We start from the raw sequence: 17,364 nt of genomic DNA on the forward strand, positions 1-17,364 counted from the left end.
TGATTGCAGCAATCACGAACCGTTATGGATCTGAATCTTCGCGAATTGCGCGCCTTCGTCACCGTCGCCCAGGCCGGCAACTTCACGCGCGCGGCTGCGCGGCTGAGCCTCTCGCAGCCGGCGCTGACGGTGCAGATCCGGCGCCTGGAGGAGACCGTCGGCGCGCGCCTGTTCGACCGCAACAGCCGCAGCGTGGCGCTGACCCAGACCGGCCGCGCGCTGCTGCCGCTCTTGCAGCGCTCGCTCGACGACATGGAACGGGTGCTGCGCGACGCGCGCGCGCTCGGCGACGGCACCGCCGGCACGGTGCGCCTGGCCTGCCTGCCGACCTTCGCCGCCAGCGCCTTGCCGGAGCTGATCCGCGACTTCCGCCGGCAGGTGCCGCAGGCGCGCTTCGAGATCCGCGACGGGGTGGCCAGCAGCGTGGAGGCGCTGGTGCGCGGCGAGGAGGTGGACCTGGGCCTGACCGGCGGCGCGGCGGCCGATCCGACGCTGGAGGTGCTGCATGCCGGCGAGGACCGGCTGGTGGTGATCTGCCCGCGCACTCACGCGCTGGCCAGGCGCCGCCGGGTGAGCGCCGCCGAGGTGGCGGCCGAGCCGCTGGTGCTGACCGCGCGCGGCACCAGCGTGCGCGCCGTGGTGGACGCGGCGCTGGCCGGCGCGGGTTGCACGCCCGAGCTGGCCTGCGAGCCCACCTACATGATGACGGCGGTGGCGATGGTGCGCGGCGGGCTGGGCCTGACCATCCTGCCGGCCTCGGCGCGCGAGGTGCTGGCCGAACCCGAGCTGGTGGCGCGGCCGATCGAGGATGCCGCCTTCGTGCGGCCGGTGGCGCTGGTCAAGCGGCGCGGCCGGACCTTGCCGCGTGTGGCCGAGGCCTTCGCCGAGCGCGTGATCGCGCGCGGGTTGCAATGAGCGGTGCAACCGGGCCGGCGCGTGCCGCGCGCGGCGCGTCGGCCGCTCGGGCAACAGTATCGAGCTTTGTTCAGTTGACTAGATGACTTGCCCCAGCTTGGCGAACATGCCTCGCCAAGGCGAAATCCTGCACCGGAATCGACCACGCGAATTCGTCTGAAAGCCATATTGGACAAGCTTCTCCGGGTATGCCCTAGGTCCCCGCCGGTTTTCTCGAAATTGCTTGCCAAGGTGATTTTGTTGACTCATGCTTGTCTATACAAGATCGCTCGTTAAGCTTAGGCAGGTAGTTCCAAACCCATGGGGAATGTCGACATGAAGAGTAAGCACAGCCGTCTCGTTTCGCTGCTGGTCGGCGCGGTTCTCGGATCCGCGATGATGGCAGGCGCCGCGCAGGCGAAGGACTGGAAGACGGTGACGATCGCGCTCGACGGCAGCTATGCGCCGTGGAACCTGACGCTGCCCGGCGGCAAGCTGGGCGGCTTCGAGCCCGAGCTGGTCGAGAATCTCTGCGCGCACGCGCAACTCAAGTGCAATCTCGTCACCCAGGACTGGGACGGCATGATCCCGGGCCTGCAGGCCGGCAAGTTCGATGTCCTGATGGATGCGATCTCGATCACGCCGGACCGCGAGAAGATCCTCGCGCTCTCGCAGCCCTATGCGGCCACCCCGGCCACCTTCGCGGTGGCGGACACCAAGATCCTGCCGAAGTCGGCCCCCAACGTGGCGGCGCTGCGCCTGGACAACGACGCGCGCAGCAACGCGCCGGCCGTCGAGGACCTGCGCCGCGCCCTGAAGGGCAAGACCATCGGCCTGCAGTCGGGCACCATCTACACGGCCTTCGTCAACAACAACTTCAAGGACGTCGCCTCGATCCGCGTCTACAAGAGCGCGCCCGAGCGCGACCTGGATCTCGCCAACGGCCGCATCGACGCCTCCTTCGACGACATCACCTACTACACGGCCAACCAGGGCAAGACCAAGGTGGTGCCCGCCGGCCCGGTGGTGGCCGGCCCGATCTGGGGCCCGGGCGAGGGCCTGGCGTTCCGCAAGACGGATACCGACCTGAAGGCGAAGTTCGATTCGGCGATCACCGCGGCCAAGGCCGACGGCACCATCAAGAAGCTCGCGCTGAAGTGGTTCAAGACCGACGTGACGCCGTAAGCCTCGCGCGCTCTCGCGGCATCGCGCGCCTGGCCGCCGGCGGCGCGCGCGATGCCACTCCGATGTCGCTGCGCGCGCCTGCCGCGTAGCCTGCTTTGCCTGGGGTAGTCGCCATGTCCTCTCTCATCTCCACGCTCGGTTTCGGATCGGAAGGCTGGGGCAGCGTGCTGCTGCTCGGCGCGCTGATGACGATCGTGCTGACCTTGTCCGCCTTGCTGATCGGCTCCGTGTTCGGCGGCCTGGTGGCGGCCGCCAAGCTCTCGCGCTTTCGCCTGCTGCGCGTGCTCGGCGACTGCTACACCACGGTGTTCCGCGGCGTGCCCGAGCTGCTCGTGATCTACCTGTTCTATTTCGGCGGTTCGAGCCTGGTCACCACCATCGGCCAGTGGTTCGGCGCCGACGGCTTCGTCGGCGTACCGCCGTTCGCGATCGGCGCGGTGGCGGTGGGCATGATCTCCGGCGCCTACCAGGCCGAGGTCTACCGCGCCGCGGTGCTGGCCGTCTCGCGCGGCGAGCTGGAGGCCGCGCGCGCGATCGGCATGCCGCGCCTGACCGCCGCGCGCCGCATCCTGATCCCGCAGGTGCTGCGCTTCGCGCTGCCGGGCCTGGGCAACGTCTGGCAACTGAGCCTGAAGGATTCCGCGCTGATCTCGGTGACGGGCCTGGCCGAGCTGCTGCGCGCCACCCAGGTGGCGGCCGGTTCCACCCACGAATACTTCCTGTTCTTCGTCGCCGGCGGCGTGCTGTACCTGCTGATGACGGGCGCCTCGAACCGCATCTTCGGCAAGGCCGAGGCGCACGTGGGCCGCTCCTTCAAGCGCAACTTCGCCCGCAACTGACCCAGGACGGCTCCCATCATGCATATCGATTTCCCGTTCCTGCTCGACACCCTGCGGCAGTTGATCGCCGCCGTGCCGACCACGCTGGGCCTGTTCTTCCTGTCGCTGGTGATCGGCGGGCTGCTGTCCCTGGTGATCGTGGCGATGCGCGTGTCGCGCCACTGGCTGCCGAACCGTTTCGCGCGCGCCTACATCCTGGTGTTCCGCGGCTCGCCGCTGCTGATCCAGATGTTCCTGGTCTATTACGGGCTCGGCGAGTTCGGCGTGATCCGCGAAAGCTTCCTGTGGCCGGTGCTGCGCGAGCCCTATGTGTGCGCGGTGCTCTCGCTCGCGCTCTGCACCGCCGGCTACACCGCCGAGATCATCCGCGGCGGGCTGATGGCGGTGCCGGTCGGGCAGATCGAGGCCGGTTACGCGATCGGCCTGTCGGGCTTCTCGCTGCTGCGCCGGGTGATCGGCCCGATCGCGCTGCGCCAGTGCCTGCCGGCCTATTCGACCGAGGCCGTGCTGCTGGTCAAGTCCACCGCGCTGGCCAGCCTGGTGACGGTCTGGGAAGTGACCGGCGTCGCGCAGCAGATCATCCAGCAGACCTATCGCACCACCGAGGTATTCGTCTGCGCCGCGCTGATCTACCTGTTCCTGAACTTCGTCGTGGTGCGCCTGCTCGGTTTCCTCGAGACGCGCCTGTCACGCCACCTGCGCACCGCGCCCGCCGTGGTGTCGCGGCCCGTCGCCTCGCTCGAGACGCGGCGCGCCGCGCCCTGAACGCCTGCCTGATCCTGGAGAAACGCATGCAATCCGCTAAGCCGGTGGCGCTGTCCGCCCACAACATCCACAAGTCGTTCGGCGATCACCACGTGCTCAAGGGCATCTCGCTCGACGCGCACGAGGGCGACGTGATCTCGATCCTCGGCGCGAGCGGCTCCGGCAAGAGCACCTTCCTGCGCTGCCTGAACCTGCTGGAGATTCCCGACGACGGCTCGGTCACGCTGGGCGGCGAGGAACTGAAGATGAAGCGCCGCCGCGACGGCACGCTGCAGCCGGGCGACCGCCGCCAGGTCGACCGGGTGCGCTCGCAGCTCGGCATGGTGTTCCAGAACTTCAACCTCTGGTCGCACATGACGGTGCTCGAGAACGTGATCGAGGGGCCGATGCGCGTGCTCAAGCGCAGCCGCGCGCAAGCCGTCGAGGAGGCCGAGGCGCTGCTGGCCAAGGTCGGGCTCGGCGAGCGGCGCGGCCATTATCCGGCGCATCTGTCGGGCGGCCAGCAGCAGCGCGTGGCGATCGCCCGCGCGCTGGCCATGCATCCCAAGGTGATGCTGTTCGACGAGCCGACCTCGGCGCTCGACCCGGAACTGGTGGGCGAGGTGCTGCGCGTGATGCGCTCGCTGGCCGACGAAGGCCGCACCATGCTGGTGGTGACGCACGAGATGGGTTTCGCGCGCCACGTGTCGAACCGCGTGATGTTCCTGCACCAGGGGCAGGTCGATTCCGACGGCACGCCCGACGAGGTGTTCGGCGAGCAGAAGTCGGAACGCTTCCGCCGCTTCGTGTCGGGCCACGAGGACCGCAACGCGAACTGAGCCCCGAGCGGGGGCCGCCCTTTCACCCACATCGTTTTTCGTCTGATCCGCAGGACACCGCCATGGCCGTCATCCGTACCGATCGCCCGCTGGACTGGCGCGATATCGCCGCCGTCGCCGCCGGGGAACCGCTGCACCTGTCCGGCGAGGCGCGCGAGCGCATCGCCGCCGCCCGCCACCTGGTCGAGCAGATCGTGGCGCGCGGGATCCGCGCCTACGGCGTGAACACCGGCGTGGGCGCGCTCTGCGACGTGGTGGTGTCGCCGGCCGACCAGCACGATCTCTCGCACAACATCCTGATGAGCCACGCGGTGGGCGTGGGCGCGCCGCTCGGGCGCGAGGAGACGCGCGCGATCATGGCGGCCGCGATCAACAATTTCGCGCATGGTCATTCGGGCGTGCGCGCCGAGGTGGTCGAGCGGCTGGAGGCGCTGCTCGATGCCGACTGCCTGCCCGAGGTGCCCGCCATGGGCTCGGTCGGCTACCTGAGCCACATGGCGCATATCGCGCTGGTGTGCGTGGGCGCGGGACAGGTGCGCTGGCGCGGCGAGCGCCTGGGCGGTGCCGAGGCGCTGCAACGGCTCGGCCTCGCGCCGCTCTCGCTGGAGGCCAAGGAAGGCCTGAGCCTGGTCAACGGCACGCCCTGCGTGACGGGGCTGGCCGCGCTGGCCCTGCGGCGCGCCGAGCGCCTGCTCGACTGGGCCGACGCGGTTGCCTCGATGAGCTTCGAGAACCTCGGCGGGCAGATGGCCGCCTTCGATGCCGATTCGCTGGCGTTGCGCGTCTCGCCGGGCCTGGCCCGCGTGGGCGAGCGCATGCGCGCGGCCCTGGACGGCAGCGGCCTGCTGGCCGCGGCGTTGGGGCGGCATACCCAGGATCCGCTCAGCATGCGCACCATTCCGCACGTGCACGGCGCCGCGCGCGACGTGCTGGCGGCCACCGCCGAGGTGGTCAATCGCGAGCTGGCCTCGACCACCGACAACCCGATCGTCACCGGCACGCCCGAGGCGCCGCGCGTCTATTCGCAGGCGCACGCGGTGGGCGCCTCGATCGCGCTGGCGATGGACAGCCTGACGATCGCCGTCGCCCAGGTGGCGGCGATGGCCGAGCGGCGCGTCGACCGGCTCGTCAATCCGCTGGTCAGCGGCCTGCCGGCCTTTCTCGCGCAGGCCAGCGGCACGCGCTCGGGCTTCATGATCGCGCAGTACACGGCGGCCGCGCTGGTCGCGCAGAACCGTCGCGAGGCCGCGCCCGCCAGCCTCGACGGCGGCGTCACCTCGGGCCTGCAGGAGGACCATCTCTGTCACGCCACGCCGGCCGCGCTCAAGGCGCTGGCGGTGATCGAAAATAGCTGCCGGATACTTGGGATAGAATTGCTCGCCGCCGCCCAGGCCTACGACCTGCAGCCGGTCGAGGCGCCGCGCGCGGCCTATACGGACCGGCTCTACGCACGCATCCGCCACGACGTCGCGTTCTATCGCGACGACCGCCCGCTGGCCGACGACATCACGCTGGCCTTCGGCCTGATCGCCCATGGCGAGCCGCCGCCGCTGCCCGATCCGGTCAAGGTGCGGCCCGTGGACGGCACCCTGGTGGCCGATGCGGCGCCGCCTTCGGCGGGCGGCCCGCTGGCCTCGGCCAACGACGTGCTGCCGGCCGCGATCGGCGGCTGACGCAGCCGAGCGCGCGGGGCCGGGCCGATAGCCCCTCACGAAGGAAGTCGAGAATAACGATGACGACAAACGCAGTGGACGACGCGACGCAGCCCCGGGCCGCGCGCAAGCTGGCACCCGCCTACGAACAGATCAAGCGCTATGTGATCGGCCATATCGCGGACGGCACCTGGAAGCCCGGCGATATGATCCCCTCCGAGACCGAACTCGTGAAGGAATTCGGCGTGGCACGCATGACCGTGTCGCGCGCGCTGCGCGAGCTGACCAGCGAGCGCGTGCTCAAGCGCGTGCAGGGCTCGGGCACCTTCGTGGCGCCGCGCGACGTCGAGTCGACCGTGCTCGACATCCGCAACATCGCCGACGAGATCGTCTCGCGCGGGCATCGTCATACCGCCAAGGTGCTCGCGCTCGACACCAGCCTGGACCCGGAGGCGCTGGCCGCGCTGAACCTGTCGAAGGGGCCGGTGTTCCACTCGCTGATCGTGCATTACGAGGAGGGCGAGCCGATCCAGTACGAGGATCGCTACGTGAACCCGCTGGTGTTTCCGCATTACCTCGAGCAGGACTTCACGGCCGAGACGCCGAACCGCTACATGGTGAAGCTCGCGCCGATCCAGCGCGCCGATTTCCGCATCTACGCCAACAAGCCCGACGCGCCGATCCGCCGCCATCTCGCGATGGAGATCGGCGAGCCCTGCCTGATGATGTGGCGGCGCACCTGGGTCGGCGAATCGGTGGCCACCTCGGTGCAGCTGTGGCACCCGGCCTCGCGTTTTCATCTGGCCGGCAGCGTCTGAGCACGGGTTTTCCACACTGCTTTTTTCGCATCCTTCCCCGCGTTTCCCTGCCGTTTCATCGCGCGCCCGCCGGTGGCGCGCTTCGTTTTTTCCTCCTCGATTTGTCTAGACAAGTTGGCCGCGCGACTGTGCTCGTGCGGTGAATTGGCGTTTGTGTCCTTGCGGGGTTTCGAGCCTGATTTTGCGGCATCGGGATAAATACCGAGTTCTGCCGTGAAGCATCGTTTTTTATTGAAAACGAGTTGTCTAGACAACATTGGCCGGATAGACTCGTGCCTGTCCGGTTGCGCTGCAGCCGATCGTGCCGATCCGGCTTTATTCCTTTCGAGGGCTGTCATGAATCATCCCAAGCACATCGATCCGCGTCTCGATCCGACGCGGGTGATCCGCGCGCCGCGCGGCAGCGAGAAAACCTGCAAGACCTGGCTCGCCGAGGCGGCGTACCGGATGATCCAGAACAATCTCGATCCCGAGGTGGCCGAGCATCCGCATGCGCTGGTGGTCTATGGCGGCATCGGGCGCGCGGCACGCAACTGGGACTGCTTCGACCAGATCCTCGCCTCGCTGAAGGACCTGGAGGACAACGAAACGCTGCTGATCCAGTCGGGCAAGCCGGTGGGCGTGTTCCGCACCCACGCCGACGCGCCGCGCGTGCTGCTGGCGAATTCGAACCTGGTGCCGCATTGGGCCAACTGGGATCACTTCAACGAGCTCGACCGCAAGGGCTTGATGATGTACGGCCAGATGACGGCCGGCAGCTGGATCTATATCGGCAGCCAGGGCATCGTGCAGGGCACCTACGAGACCTTCTTCTCGGTGGCCAACCAGCATTTCAACGGCGATCCTTCCGGCCGCTGGATCCTCACGGGCGGCCTGGGCGGGATGGGCGGCGCGCAGCCGCTGGCCGCCACCATGGCCGGCTTCTCGATGATCGCCGTGGAATGCGACGAGTCGCGCATCGATTTCCGCCTGAAGACGCGCTACGTCGACAAGAAGGCCAAGACGCTCGACGAGGCGCTGGCGATGCTGGAAGAGGCCAAGGCGAACGGCAAGCCGGTCTCGATCGGGCTGCTCGGCAACGCGGCCGACCTGTTCGCCGAGATCGTCGCGCGCGGCATCACGCCGGACTGCGTGACCGACCAGACCAGCGCGCACGACCCGGTGAACGGCTACCTGCCGCAAGGCTGGAGCGTCGAACAATGGCACGAGGCGCGCAAGGTCGATCCGCAGAGCATCGTGAAGCCGGCCAAGCAGTCGATGGCCAGGCAGGTGCAGGCGATGCTGACGCTGCAGGAACGCGGCGCGGCCACGCTCGACTACGGCAACAACATCCGCCAGATGGCGCTGGAGATGGGCGTGCACAACGCCTTCGACTTCCCGGGTTTCGTGCCGGCCTATATCCGCCCGCTGTTCTGCGAGGGCAAGGGGCCGTTCCGCTGGGTGGCGCTGTCGGGCGATCCCGAGGATATCTACAAGACCGATGCGAAGGTGAAGGAGCTGATCCCCGACGATCCGCACCTGCACAACTGGCTCGACATGGCGCGCGAGCGGATCGCCTTCCAGGGGCTGCCGGCGCGGATCTGCTGGGTGGGCGTGAAGGATCGCTATCGCCTGGGGCAGGCCTTCAACGAGATGGTCCGCAAGGGCGAGCTGAAGGCGCCGATCGTGATCGGGCGCGACCACCTCGACACGGGCTCGGTGGCGAGCCCGAACCGCGAGACGGAAGCGATGAAGGACGGCTCGGACGCGGTCAGCGACTGGCCGCTGCTCAATGCGCTGCTGAACACGGCAGGCGGGGCGTCGTGGGTGTCGCTGCACCATGGCGGCGGGGTCGGCATGGGCTTCTCGCAGCACTCGGGCGTGGTGATCGTGGCCGACGGCACGGATGCGGCGAAGGAGCGCCTGGGCCGCGTGCTGTTCAATGATCCGGCCACGGGCGTGATGCGTCACGCCGATGCCGGCTACGAACTCGCGCAGGAAACCGCGCGCGAGGCCGGCCTCAAGCTGCCGATGCTGGGACGCTGATCAAGCGAAAGCCGCCCGTGGGCGGCTTCGCGATGGCCGGCAGGATCGCCTTGCGCGGTCCTGCCGGCCTTTTTCATGGTGGCGAGGCGAGGGCGCCGACAGCGTCCCGCGCACTCGGCCGGATCAGTCCCAGTGACCGCCGACCCACACCCAACCCGGGCCGCGCTCGACCCAGTGGCCGCGCACCCAATGATGGCCGACGCGCACCACTTCCCAGTGGCCCGGCTCCCATTCGTAGGCGCCATGCACCCAGCGCCAGTGGCCGCCTTCCCAGGCATAACCGACGCGCGGCTCGGGCACCACCTCGACGCGCGGCGGCGGCGGCGCGGTGCGCACGACCACCGGCTGGGCGGGTTCGACCACGCAGGCGGCCAGGCTCAGGCTCGACAATATCGCCGCGGCGATCGCGAGGATCGGAGCGTGGCGGGTGGGTGAGTTTCGCTTCATGTTTCCTTCCATGATTCCTTCAGTTATCCTACGCGGCCGAATGATATTGAAATCCCGGTTTCCGCCTTCCTGGCAGGCCCAGGCCGGCACCGGCGCGACATGATAAGCGAAGCCGCGGCCGGTTTTGTCGAAACGGTTTCGCGGTCGATAACAACGAATCGAGAGGGCCATGACATACACCGCTTCTTCCAGGCGTCACGATCATCACGCATCGGTTGCCACGCTGATCGACGGCATGCGCAGCAAGAACGCCTATTTCCCGTGCCGCATCGGCGGCGCGATGCGTGTGAGCAGCCTGGGCGGGCAGCTCGTGATCGATAGCGGCCTGCGCTCCGATACCTTCAATCTCGTGATCGGCGATGCAACGGGTTTTGCGCGAGCGGAAACGGTCGAGACCATCGCGCGCGGATTCAACGAGGCGCGCCGGCCTGCTGCCTGGTGGTTCGTCGAGAGCGCGGGCAGCGCGGGGATCGCCGGCATGCTCGATGCCAATGGTTTCCGCTACGACGAGACCAGCGTCGGCATGCTGGCCGAGCTCGATACGCTGCCGACGCCGGTCTATCCCGAGGATTTCGTGTTGCGCGCGATAAGCGGTAGGGACGATATCGCGCGTTTCGCCGGCTTGATCGGTGCGCTGTTCGTGCCGCCGGATCCCTGCATCGAGACTTTCTATGCGCGGATCGCCGCGCTCGGGCTCGACGGCAGCGAGCCCTTGAAGCTTTATCTCGGCGAAGTCGAGGGGCGCGCGGTCTGCACGGCGGCGCTCTATATCGACGATGACGTGGCGCATGTGTTCGATGTCAGTACCGCGTCGGACCAGCGTCGACGTGGCCTGGCGTCGGCCGCGATGCACGCGGCGCTGACGCTGGCGCGCGAGCGGGACGGCGTGCGACGGGCTGCGCTGCAAGCTTCGCCCGATGGGCTCGGCGTGTATCGGCGGCTCGGGTTCGGCGAGGTCTGCCGTTTCCATGTGCATTCGAATCGCGAGGCCGTCTCGTCGATCTAGATGATGAAGGAGGCGAAAAAGCCCCGCCTGACTTCATGGTCGGCGCGGGGCTTTTGTTTCCAGCAGGTGGGGCAGGCCGCCCGCTGGTTCAGCGGCACTTACGCCGGATCCGCATACTTCAGCGTCCAGCTCAGCGTCTTGCTCTGACCGGTCCCCAGCGTGAACGCTTGCGTCGTGCAGGCGAACTTCGAATGCAACTGCCCGATCGGCGTGGTCGAGAGCGGGTTGGTGGTGCCGTTCGCGGTGCTGAAGTCCGACAACGCGCAGTTGTCGAAGCCGGTGGTCGCGTAGTGGGTCGCCGCGCCGTTCGAGTAGGACACCGACACGCCATCGGCATTCGCCGTGCTGTTCGAGAAGTCGTTGAACGCCGTGTAGTCGGTCTCCACCGACAGGTTGCCGGTCAGCGTGCCCGAGCTCAGCGTATCGGTGCGCGAGATCGTGCCATGGCTGAAGGTCACCACCGTATGCGTCTGCAGGTCGAGATCGGTGGACGCGGCCGCGTTCTTCGAGGCGACCCGGAACTTGGCCGTGTCGAAGGACACGACCACCTGGCCGTTGCTCTCCTGCACGTTCAGGTTCTTGTAGTAAGTCACCGGCTGGTAGGTCTTGCCGTTGTAGCTGACCTGCGGGATCAGCAGCGCATAGGCGAGGTCGGTCGTGCCGTAGATCAGCTTGTCCGAGAACGGCACCGGATAATACGGCGTGAACGAGTTGTAGTCGGGCGCCTGGCTCAGGTTCAGGTTGATCACGCGCTTGCCGTCGCGCACCGTCACCAGCGCCGCGCTATAGGGATGCGCGGTGTCGGTCGGCTGGTTGTACCAGGTCAGCTTGTAATGCGGCTGGGTGGTATCGAGCCACGACTGGAACTGCGTGTCGGTGAGCGGCGCGGTGCTGCCGAAGCCGAGCTTGTTCCACCAGGCGTTCACATACATGTATTGGTGCAGCAGGCTGAAGTTCTCCCCCATCACGCGCGGCTTGCCGCGATAGGTATCGGTGCCGCGTCCCTTGACCCACATGTTGACCGAGGGCGTCGGCAGCGTCGGGTCGTACCAGAAGTTCTCGAAGCGCAGCGCCGCGCGATAGATGAAGGCATAGGCGACCTTCTTCTCGTCGTCGGTCAGCACGCCCGCGTTGGCCGCCGCCGTCAGCACCTCCATGAAGGCCGAATCGCCGTAAGGGCCGATCGAGCGGCCATAGTTGAAGCCCTGGCCGTCGGTGTTCAACTGCGGCAGGATCAGGTCGACCGACTTGCGCAGATAGCCCTTCAACTCGGGCGTGAGATTCGCCTCGTTGCCCATCTCGAAGGTGCGCTCGGTCACCTCGCCGATCAGCAGCGTGCTGTAGCGGTCGAAACGCGCCTGGTCGTAATAGGTCTTGCTGGTGTTCGAGGCCTCGTCGGAGAAGCCGCCGGAGGAGTCGTTGCGGATGTGGTTGGTCAGCGTGTAGAGCAGGGCGTCGCGCGCATTCATGGTGGCCACCGTCGCGTCCGTCTTCGACGAGAAGCCCGGGCTGCTCCAGCCGAGCTTCTGGCGCAGGCCGGCGATGCCATAGGACACCGCGTAGTAGTTCTGCGCCGTGTTCAGCGAGGCGATGTCGATCGGCGTGCCGGCCGCCGGGCAGGTATTGGTCTTGCCGCTCGCGTCCGGCCCGAACATGTCGCAGAACAGCAGGCGCTGCTGCAGCGTGGCCAGCATCGAATCGCTGAACACCTCATTGAGCATGCCGTGCGCCTGGAAGTTGTTGAGTGCAACCAGGTAGTAATACTCGCCCCACGACGTGTTCGCATACAGGTAATCCGTACCGTGCGTGCCCTGGATCATCGCCGACGTTACCTTCTGGTAGGTCGCGAGATAGTCCGCGTACTGCGGATCGTTCTTCGACTTCATGTCGATCAGGATCCACGACAGGCCCAGCGCGAGCTTGCCCGGCAGGAACTTGTCGCCGGTGTTGGTATCGAGCACGTGCACCGGGTTGCCGTCGCCGAGGTCCATCACCACCTGCGTGAAATCGGGCGCCGCCTTGATCTTGTCGAACAACGCGCGCATCTGGCCCATCATCGTGATCGGGATGTTCGCGCCGCTCGGCACCGCCGTGGTGGCGGTGCCGTAGACGATGCCCTGCAAGGAGCTGGCCAGCGTCGACGGCGTGCCGGGATTGCCCGGCGTGCCCGGCGAGCCGGCGCTGGGCGGGGTGCTGGTTTCCCCGCCGCAGGCGGCGAGCAAGAGGGCGGCGAGGGCAGTGCTGACGGCGAGGGCGGATCGTGTTTGTTTTATCGAAAACATGGTGTCTCCATTGGAATGATCAGGACAGCGAGGCAGCGGGAAGCGGGGCGAATCGTCAGTGCATCGAGGCATCTCCTTTTCATCGGCCAGTCGGCTGGTCGGCCGGTCGGCCGGTCGGCCGGCGCGAGCGAGGCCGCGCGACGACGTCCGGAGGACGGTCACGGCGTGCTCGCGGCCGCATCCGGACACCGCGGGCGGCGCAGGCGACAGGCGTGTCGTCGCGCGCGCGGCCGTAGCGGAAACGGGCACGTCAGCAGGCTTGTGGCTTAAATCATCTGTCGTCAGACAACATGGAGTGAAATCGATGCCGCCACGCGGCGCGGCGCGCGTATCGATCCGCCTCCCCCTCGAGTCTGGGAACTCTTCATTCTGATACTTCTTACCCACAGGGCATTTCACCGCGATGGTCTCGCGGGATGCGCCAGTCGCCGTCCATCCGGGCACCGTTACGGACGGCTGACTGTCGGCTTGCCGTTTTGTTGTCGGATATCCTATCTCGTTACGGAGATAGCGCCAGTCGGGGATAACCATACCCCGGCCGGGAAGCCGGACACTTCAGCGAGTTTGGCGGGCAGGACCCGTTCGGGGCTTTGCGCAAGCCCATTCGATGCGATCGAGTGGCGGAGAACCGGGGGGAGGGTGAGGTCGACGAGGCGGTCGTGATGTCGGCGGCATCGGGATACGCGTGCATCACGCGACCGACAACGCTTTGGAATGCGAATGACGAAGGGAGGGATGCCGGCGCACGTCCGTCCTTGCTGCAATGACGGGCGCGCGCCGGCGGGTGAGCCGCGGGTGCGACACGCCTGGGCGCGCCGCACTGGGCTCGGGATGCTTACTGCGTGCGCTGGCGAGCGGCGAACTTGCCGTGGAAGCGAACCACCGGCTGGCTCTCGCGAACCACCGATTCCGTGGCCGGCAACTGACGCAGCATGATCGCGGCCGGCGGGCTGATCGCCGTCAGCGAGGCGCTGCGCGAAGCCGGCGCGAGCCCGTTGTTGACGAGCAGGGTCGTGTCGTTGCGCAGGTTGGCCAGCAGCACCGGATCGGTGGTGCGTGCCAGTTGCGGTTGCAGCGCGCTCCAGGCGGTGTCGCTGTAGTTCGTCACGTAGTAGTCGAAGCCGCTCGGATTCGCCAGCACCGGGGTACAGCCTTGCAGGCGGACCTGGGTCTGCGTGCCGCCGAAGGACAGCGTGGTGCGCTTGATCAGGCCGTCACCGTAGGCGAGCGTCACCGGGATGGTCCACTGCGTGCCCGGATAGGCGTTCTTGTTCGGGAACGGCGACTGTTTCAGCGTCACGATGTTCTCGTTCTTGGTCAGGTCGCACTGCGTGTCGAGCGAGAGCAGCGGCACGCCGGTCTGGCGCACGAAGCTGTCGCCGATCGGGCCCACCTTCTGGCCGCTCGCATCCGACAACGCATCCCACAGCCGCTGCGGCGTGCTATTGCCGAGCGCGTACTTGTTCAAGTACTCCTGCAGACCCTTGCGCATCACCTCGTCGCCGAGATAACCCTCGAGCATCTTCAGCACATGGCCGCCCTTGTTGTAGACGAAGGTGCCGGCATTGATCACGAAGTCGTTCGAGCCGAAGGCATTGAAGTTCGGCTGCACCGGGAAGGCCTTCGGTCCGATGTCGGAGCGAATCACGCGGGCCTTGTCGTTGATGTCCTGCACCCAGTTGAAGACCTCGGGATGGAACTGGATCTTGGTACGCGTCTCGAAGTAGGTTGCGAAGGACTCGTTGAGCCAGACGTCATCCCACCAGTCGAGCGTGACCAGGTCGCCGAACCATTGGTGCGCGGCCTCGTGCGTCAGCACCGTCAGGCCGTAGTTCGACATCGGCGTGCCGGGCTTGGGCAGGATGTCGTCGGCGAATTCCAGAATCGAGCCCCAGTTCTCCATGCCGCCGAAGTTCAGGTCCTTCTGATCCTTGAACTTGTCGTTGGCAGCCACTGTGTCGAACTTCGTCAGCGGCAGCGGAATGCCGGTGTAGCGGTAGTAGTAGTCGAGCGCCTGCTTGGTTTCCTGCATCGCCGGCTTGGCCCACTCGCTCATGCCCGGCGGCGTGAAGATCCGCAGGTGCATGCCGCGGCCGTCGGGCAGCGGGCTGGTGAAGTCGTCCTCGAGCGTGTCGAACTTGCCGCCGCCGAAGAACACCAGGTAGGACGGCATCGGCGGGGTCTTCTCGAAGGAGACCAGCTTGTAGCCGGCGCCGATGTTGGCCGCGGGCTTCTCCGCCGCGTTCGACACCACCTTCCAGGATTGCGGCACCTCGGCCGACAGCTCGTAGGTCGGACGGAACGCCGGCTCGTCCCAGCCCGGGAACCATTGGCGCGACAGGTCCGATTCGCCCTGCGTGAGTACCGCGCCGCTGGTGGTGCCGTCGGTGGCGACCAGGTCGACGCGGAACATGCCTTCGGCCGCCGAGCAGCCCGGATAAGGATCGTTGTCGCAACTGCCGACCGTGCCCTGGGCCGGATCGCCGTGCGAGTCGAAGTTGATGATGCCCTGCCACTCCATGTGCAGCGAGTAGCTGCCGCGCGCGATGGTGCCGCTCGCCGGGCGCAGCTGCACGTAGTCACCCTGGCCCTGCGGCGTGGCGATCAGCGGGATGTTGCCCGGCTGCAGCGTGATCTTGCCGTTGGTGAACTGCAGGCGGTGCGCGGCCACCACGATCGCGTTGACCGGCTTCAGCACGTTGATCTCCACGTCGGCGCGGCCCTGGAACTGGTTCAGGGCATCGTTCGGGCGGAACCAGAGCTTGTAGTTGACCGGCACCACCGTATCGGGCATTTCGACAGGCTTGGTGCTGCGATCCACGGCCGGTGCCGGCGCGGCATTGCTGGTCTGGTTGTTCGCGGCGCCGAACGAGACGGGCGAGCCGGAGCCGCCGTCGTCGCCGCCACAGGCGGCGAGTGCCAGCGCGACGGCGCTGACGAGCGGCAGATACCGGAATTGACGCAGTGTGATCCTCATGCCGATTCCTTCGAGGGTGAAATAAACGGTTAATCGCGCGTCGAAATCGGTGGGCAATAGTAGACCCTCGCCGATTTTTCGCAGCGAAATGAAATGGCTGGCGGTTTTGAATGAATTACCGGAAAGGCTTGCGCGGAATTATGTGAAGGCGTGCATGTTAGAAGGCCCTGTTGTTTATAAACGAATGGGAAACAAACCATGCTCTGCGGCATGGGTTGGTACGCGCTTGCTCAACCTGGCCACGTGCTGCGCCGCGCAAATACTGGACTTGCGCGCGATTCTCGACGTTGGCCTTTTTCATGGCCCGGGGTTCGAACGATTACCCGGGTGGTACAAATCCGGACAGTTTGCCGACGTTCTCGATACCGGAACCTGACAAGCAATCCGCGAGTGAATATACAACGTAATTTTTTGTAATGGAACAAGAGGTTTGTTGAAAAATCTGTAGGCGAATTTATTGCCGTTTCGATTTACTCGAATGAAAAATATGCCGATCGAAAATCGGCATGAGGCGATGCCGGGCCGGCTGCGGGTTAGCCCCGATGGCGCTGGCGAGACAAGTCGTCGAAGGTCGCGTGATTGGCTGGACCATTGGTCCGATGTCGTCGGTGTGTACAAGCAGCCGCGACGCTCGGGATGGCGCCGGGCCAGGCAAGCACGGAAAGTTGTGAGTGCAACCAAATTTGAACAGGCAAAGGAAACCGCTCGATGAGTTCGAGAATCGACGCCCACCAGCATTACTGGCTCATGGCCGCGCGCGAGGGCGAATGGCCGCCGCCGAGCCTCGCCGCGATTCATCGCGATTTCGGCCCCGAGGATCTCGCGCCGCATCTGCGCGCGACGGAGATCGACGGCACCGTGCTCGTGCAGTCGCTGCCCACGCTCGACGACACGCGCTACCTGCTCGCGCTCGCAAACGCGACGCCGAGCGTGAAGGCGGTGGTGGGCTGGGTGGACATGAAGGCAGCCGACGCGCCGCAGCGGATCGCGGCGTTCGCGGCCGAGCCGAAATTCCGCGGCGTGCGGCCGATGCTGCAGGCGCTGGACGATCGCTGGATCGACGACGAGGCGCTCGCGCCCGCGGTTGATGCGCTGCGCGAGCACGCGCTCGTGTTCGATGCGCTGGTGCTGCCGCCGCAGCTCGATGCGCTGCATGCCTTCGCCACGCGTCACGCGACGCTGCCGATCGTGATCGACCACGCCGCGAAGCCGCCGATCGCCAGCGGCGGGCTGGAGCCGTGGCGTAGCGCGATGGCGCGCCTGGCGGCGCTGCCCAATGTGAGCTGCAAGCTTTCGGGCCTGTGGACCGAGGCCGGCGAGGGCAGCGACGACAGCGGCGTGGCGCCTTACATCGAGGCCGTGGCGACGCTGTTCGGGCCGCGCCGCCTGATGTGGGGCAGCGACTGGCCGGTGCTGCGCCTGGCGGCCTCGTATGGCGGCTACGAGGACTGGTTCGCCGCCTGCGAGCGGGCCTGCACGCGCTGGTTCGGCGCCGAGGCGCTGGCCGACGTGTTCGGCGGCAATGCGCGTCGTTTCTACCGCATCGACTGAAGACCGGGGCAGGCGGCGCGGGCCGGCACGATGCCGGCCCGTCATCGGGAAAACCCGGAGGCGTCACGGCGTGACGAGGCTGGCCGAAGCTCGTATCATTGAGAC

At 66.9% G+C, this 17,364-nt stretch carries 15 protein-coding genes; 11 read left to right on the plus strand and 4 right to left on the minus strand.

Going from position 1 to position 17,364, the window contains the following annotated elements:
- Positions 1–24: 24 nt before the first annotated feature.
- The 7 genes from BM43_RS33225 to hutC all read left to right on the plus strand — a co-directional run bounded on the left by BM43_RS33225 (position 25) and on the right by hutC (position 6,971).
- Positions 25–915, plus strand: coding sequence for a LysR family transcriptional regulator (locus tag BM43_RS33225; RefSeq protein WP_036051620.1), 891 nt, complete (start codon positions 25–27; stop codon positions 913–915).
- Between the two features lie 315 nt (positions 916–1,230).
- Positions 1,231–2,079: a transporter substrate-binding domain-containing protein gene (locus tag BM43_RS33230; RefSeq protein ID WP_036053466.1), complete on the plus strand. Its 849-nt coding sequence runs from the start codon at positions 1,231–1,233 to the stop codon at positions 2,077–2,079.
- A gap of 113 nt (positions 2,080–2,192) precedes the next feature.
- Positions 2,193–2,918 carry an ABC transporter permease gene (locus BM43_RS33235; protein WP_013697952.1) on the plus strand — a complete coding sequence of 242 codons (726 nt, stop codon included), beginning with the start codon at positions 2,193–2,195 and terminating at the stop codon, positions 2,916–2,918.
- An 18-nt stretch (positions 2,919–2,936) separates the two neighbouring features.
- Positions 2,937–3,683 (plus strand): ABC transporter permease, encoded by a 747-nt coding sequence (locus BM43_RS33240; RefSeq protein WP_036051618.1) that lies wholly within the window; start codon positions 2,937–2,939, stop codon positions 3,681–3,683.
- A gap of 26 nt (positions 3,684–3,709) precedes the next feature.
- On the plus strand, positions 3,710–4,501 hold the full coding sequence (locus BM43_RS33245; protein ID WP_036051615.1) for an ABC transporter ATP-binding protein: 792 nt from the start codon (positions 3,710–3,712) through the stop codon (positions 4,499–4,501).
- Between the two features lie 62 nt (positions 4,502–4,563).
- Positions 4,564–6,174, plus strand: coding sequence for an HAL/PAL/TAL family ammonia-lyase (locus BM43_RS33250; RefSeq protein ID WP_036051613.1), 1,611 nt, complete (start codon positions 4,564–4,566; stop codon positions 6,172–6,174).
- Between the two features lie 59 nt (positions 6,175–6,233).
- Entirely contained in the window at positions 6,234–6,971 is a 738-nt protein-coding gene (gene hutC / locus BM43_RS33255) for a histidine utilization transcriptional repressor HutC (RefSeq protein WP_036051611.1), read from the plus strand.
- On the opposite strand, the gene BM43_RS41015 is transcribed toward hutC, so the two are convergent.
- Positions 6,950–7,309, minus strand: a complete 360-nt coding sequence (locus BM43_RS41015; protein ID WP_144417721.1) for a hypothetical protein — start codon at positions 7,307–7,309, stop codon at positions 6,950–6,952. The genes hutC and BM43_RS41015 overlap by 22 nt on opposite strands.
- Here BM43_RS41015 and hutU point away from each other — a divergent pair.
- Positions 7,308–8,996 carry a urocanate hydratase gene (hutU, locus tag BM43_RS33260; protein ID WP_036051610.1) on the plus strand — a complete coding sequence of 563 codons (1,689 nt, stop codon included), beginning with the start codon at positions 7,308–7,310 and terminating at the stop codon, positions 8,994–8,996. The genes BM43_RS41015 and hutU overlap by 2 nt on opposite strands.
- Before the next feature lie 123 nt (positions 8,997–9,119).
- On the opposite strand, the gene BM43_RS33265 is transcribed toward hutU, so the two are convergent.
- On the minus strand, positions 9,120–9,443 hold the full coding sequence (locus tag BM43_RS33265) for a YXWGXW repeat-containing protein (RefSeq protein ID WP_013697958.1): 324 nt from the start codon (positions 9,441–9,443) through the stop codon (positions 9,120–9,122).
- A gap of 169 nt (positions 9,444–9,612) precedes the next feature.
- On the opposite strand from BM43_RS33265, the gene BM43_RS33270 reads away from it, so the two are divergent.
- Positions 9,613–10,449, plus strand: coding sequence for a GNAT family N-acetyltransferase (locus tag BM43_RS33270; protein WP_036051608.1), 837 nt, complete (start codon positions 9,613–9,615; stop codon positions 10,447–10,449).
- A 98-nt stretch (positions 10,450–10,547) separates the two neighbouring features.
- Here the strand turns inward: BM43_RS33270 and BM43_RS33275 are convergent, their stop codons facing one another.
- Both BM43_RS33275 and BM43_RS33280 read right to left on the minus strand, forming a co-directional pair.
- Positions 10,548–12,731, minus strand: a complete 2,184-nt coding sequence (locus tag BM43_RS33275; RefSeq protein WP_036051607.1) for a hypothetical protein — start codon at positions 12,729–12,731, stop codon at positions 10,548–10,550.
- Positions 12,732–13,566: 835 nt separating this feature from the next.
- On the minus strand, positions 13,567–15,708 hold the full coding sequence (locus BM43_RS33280; protein ID WP_036051605.1) for a M1 family metallopeptidase: 2,142 nt from the start codon (positions 15,706–15,708) through the stop codon (positions 13,567–13,569).
- Between the two features lie 88 nt (positions 15,709–15,796).
- On the opposite strand from BM43_RS33280, the gene BM43_RS41020 reads away from it, so the two are divergent.
- Together BM43_RS41020 and BM43_RS33285 are read left to right on the plus strand one after the other, a co-directional pair.
- Complete coding sequence (locus BM43_RS41020; RefSeq protein WP_124083840.1) at positions 15,797–16,084, plus strand: hypothetical protein; 288 nt, start codon at positions 15,797–15,799, stop codon at positions 16,082–16,084.
- 332 nt (positions 16,085–16,416) lie between these two features.
- Entirely contained in the window at positions 16,417–17,259 is an 843-nt protein-coding gene (locus BM43_RS33285; protein ID WP_036051602.1) for an amidohydrolase family protein, read from the plus strand.
- The last annotated feature ends 105 nt before the right edge of the window (positions 17,260–17,364 follow it).

Source organism: Burkholderia gladioli (assembly GCF_000959725.1).
In the GTDB taxonomy this organism is placed as follows: Bacteria; Pseudomonadota; Gammaproteobacteria; order Burkholderiales; family Burkholderiaceae; genus Burkholderia; species Burkholderia gladioli.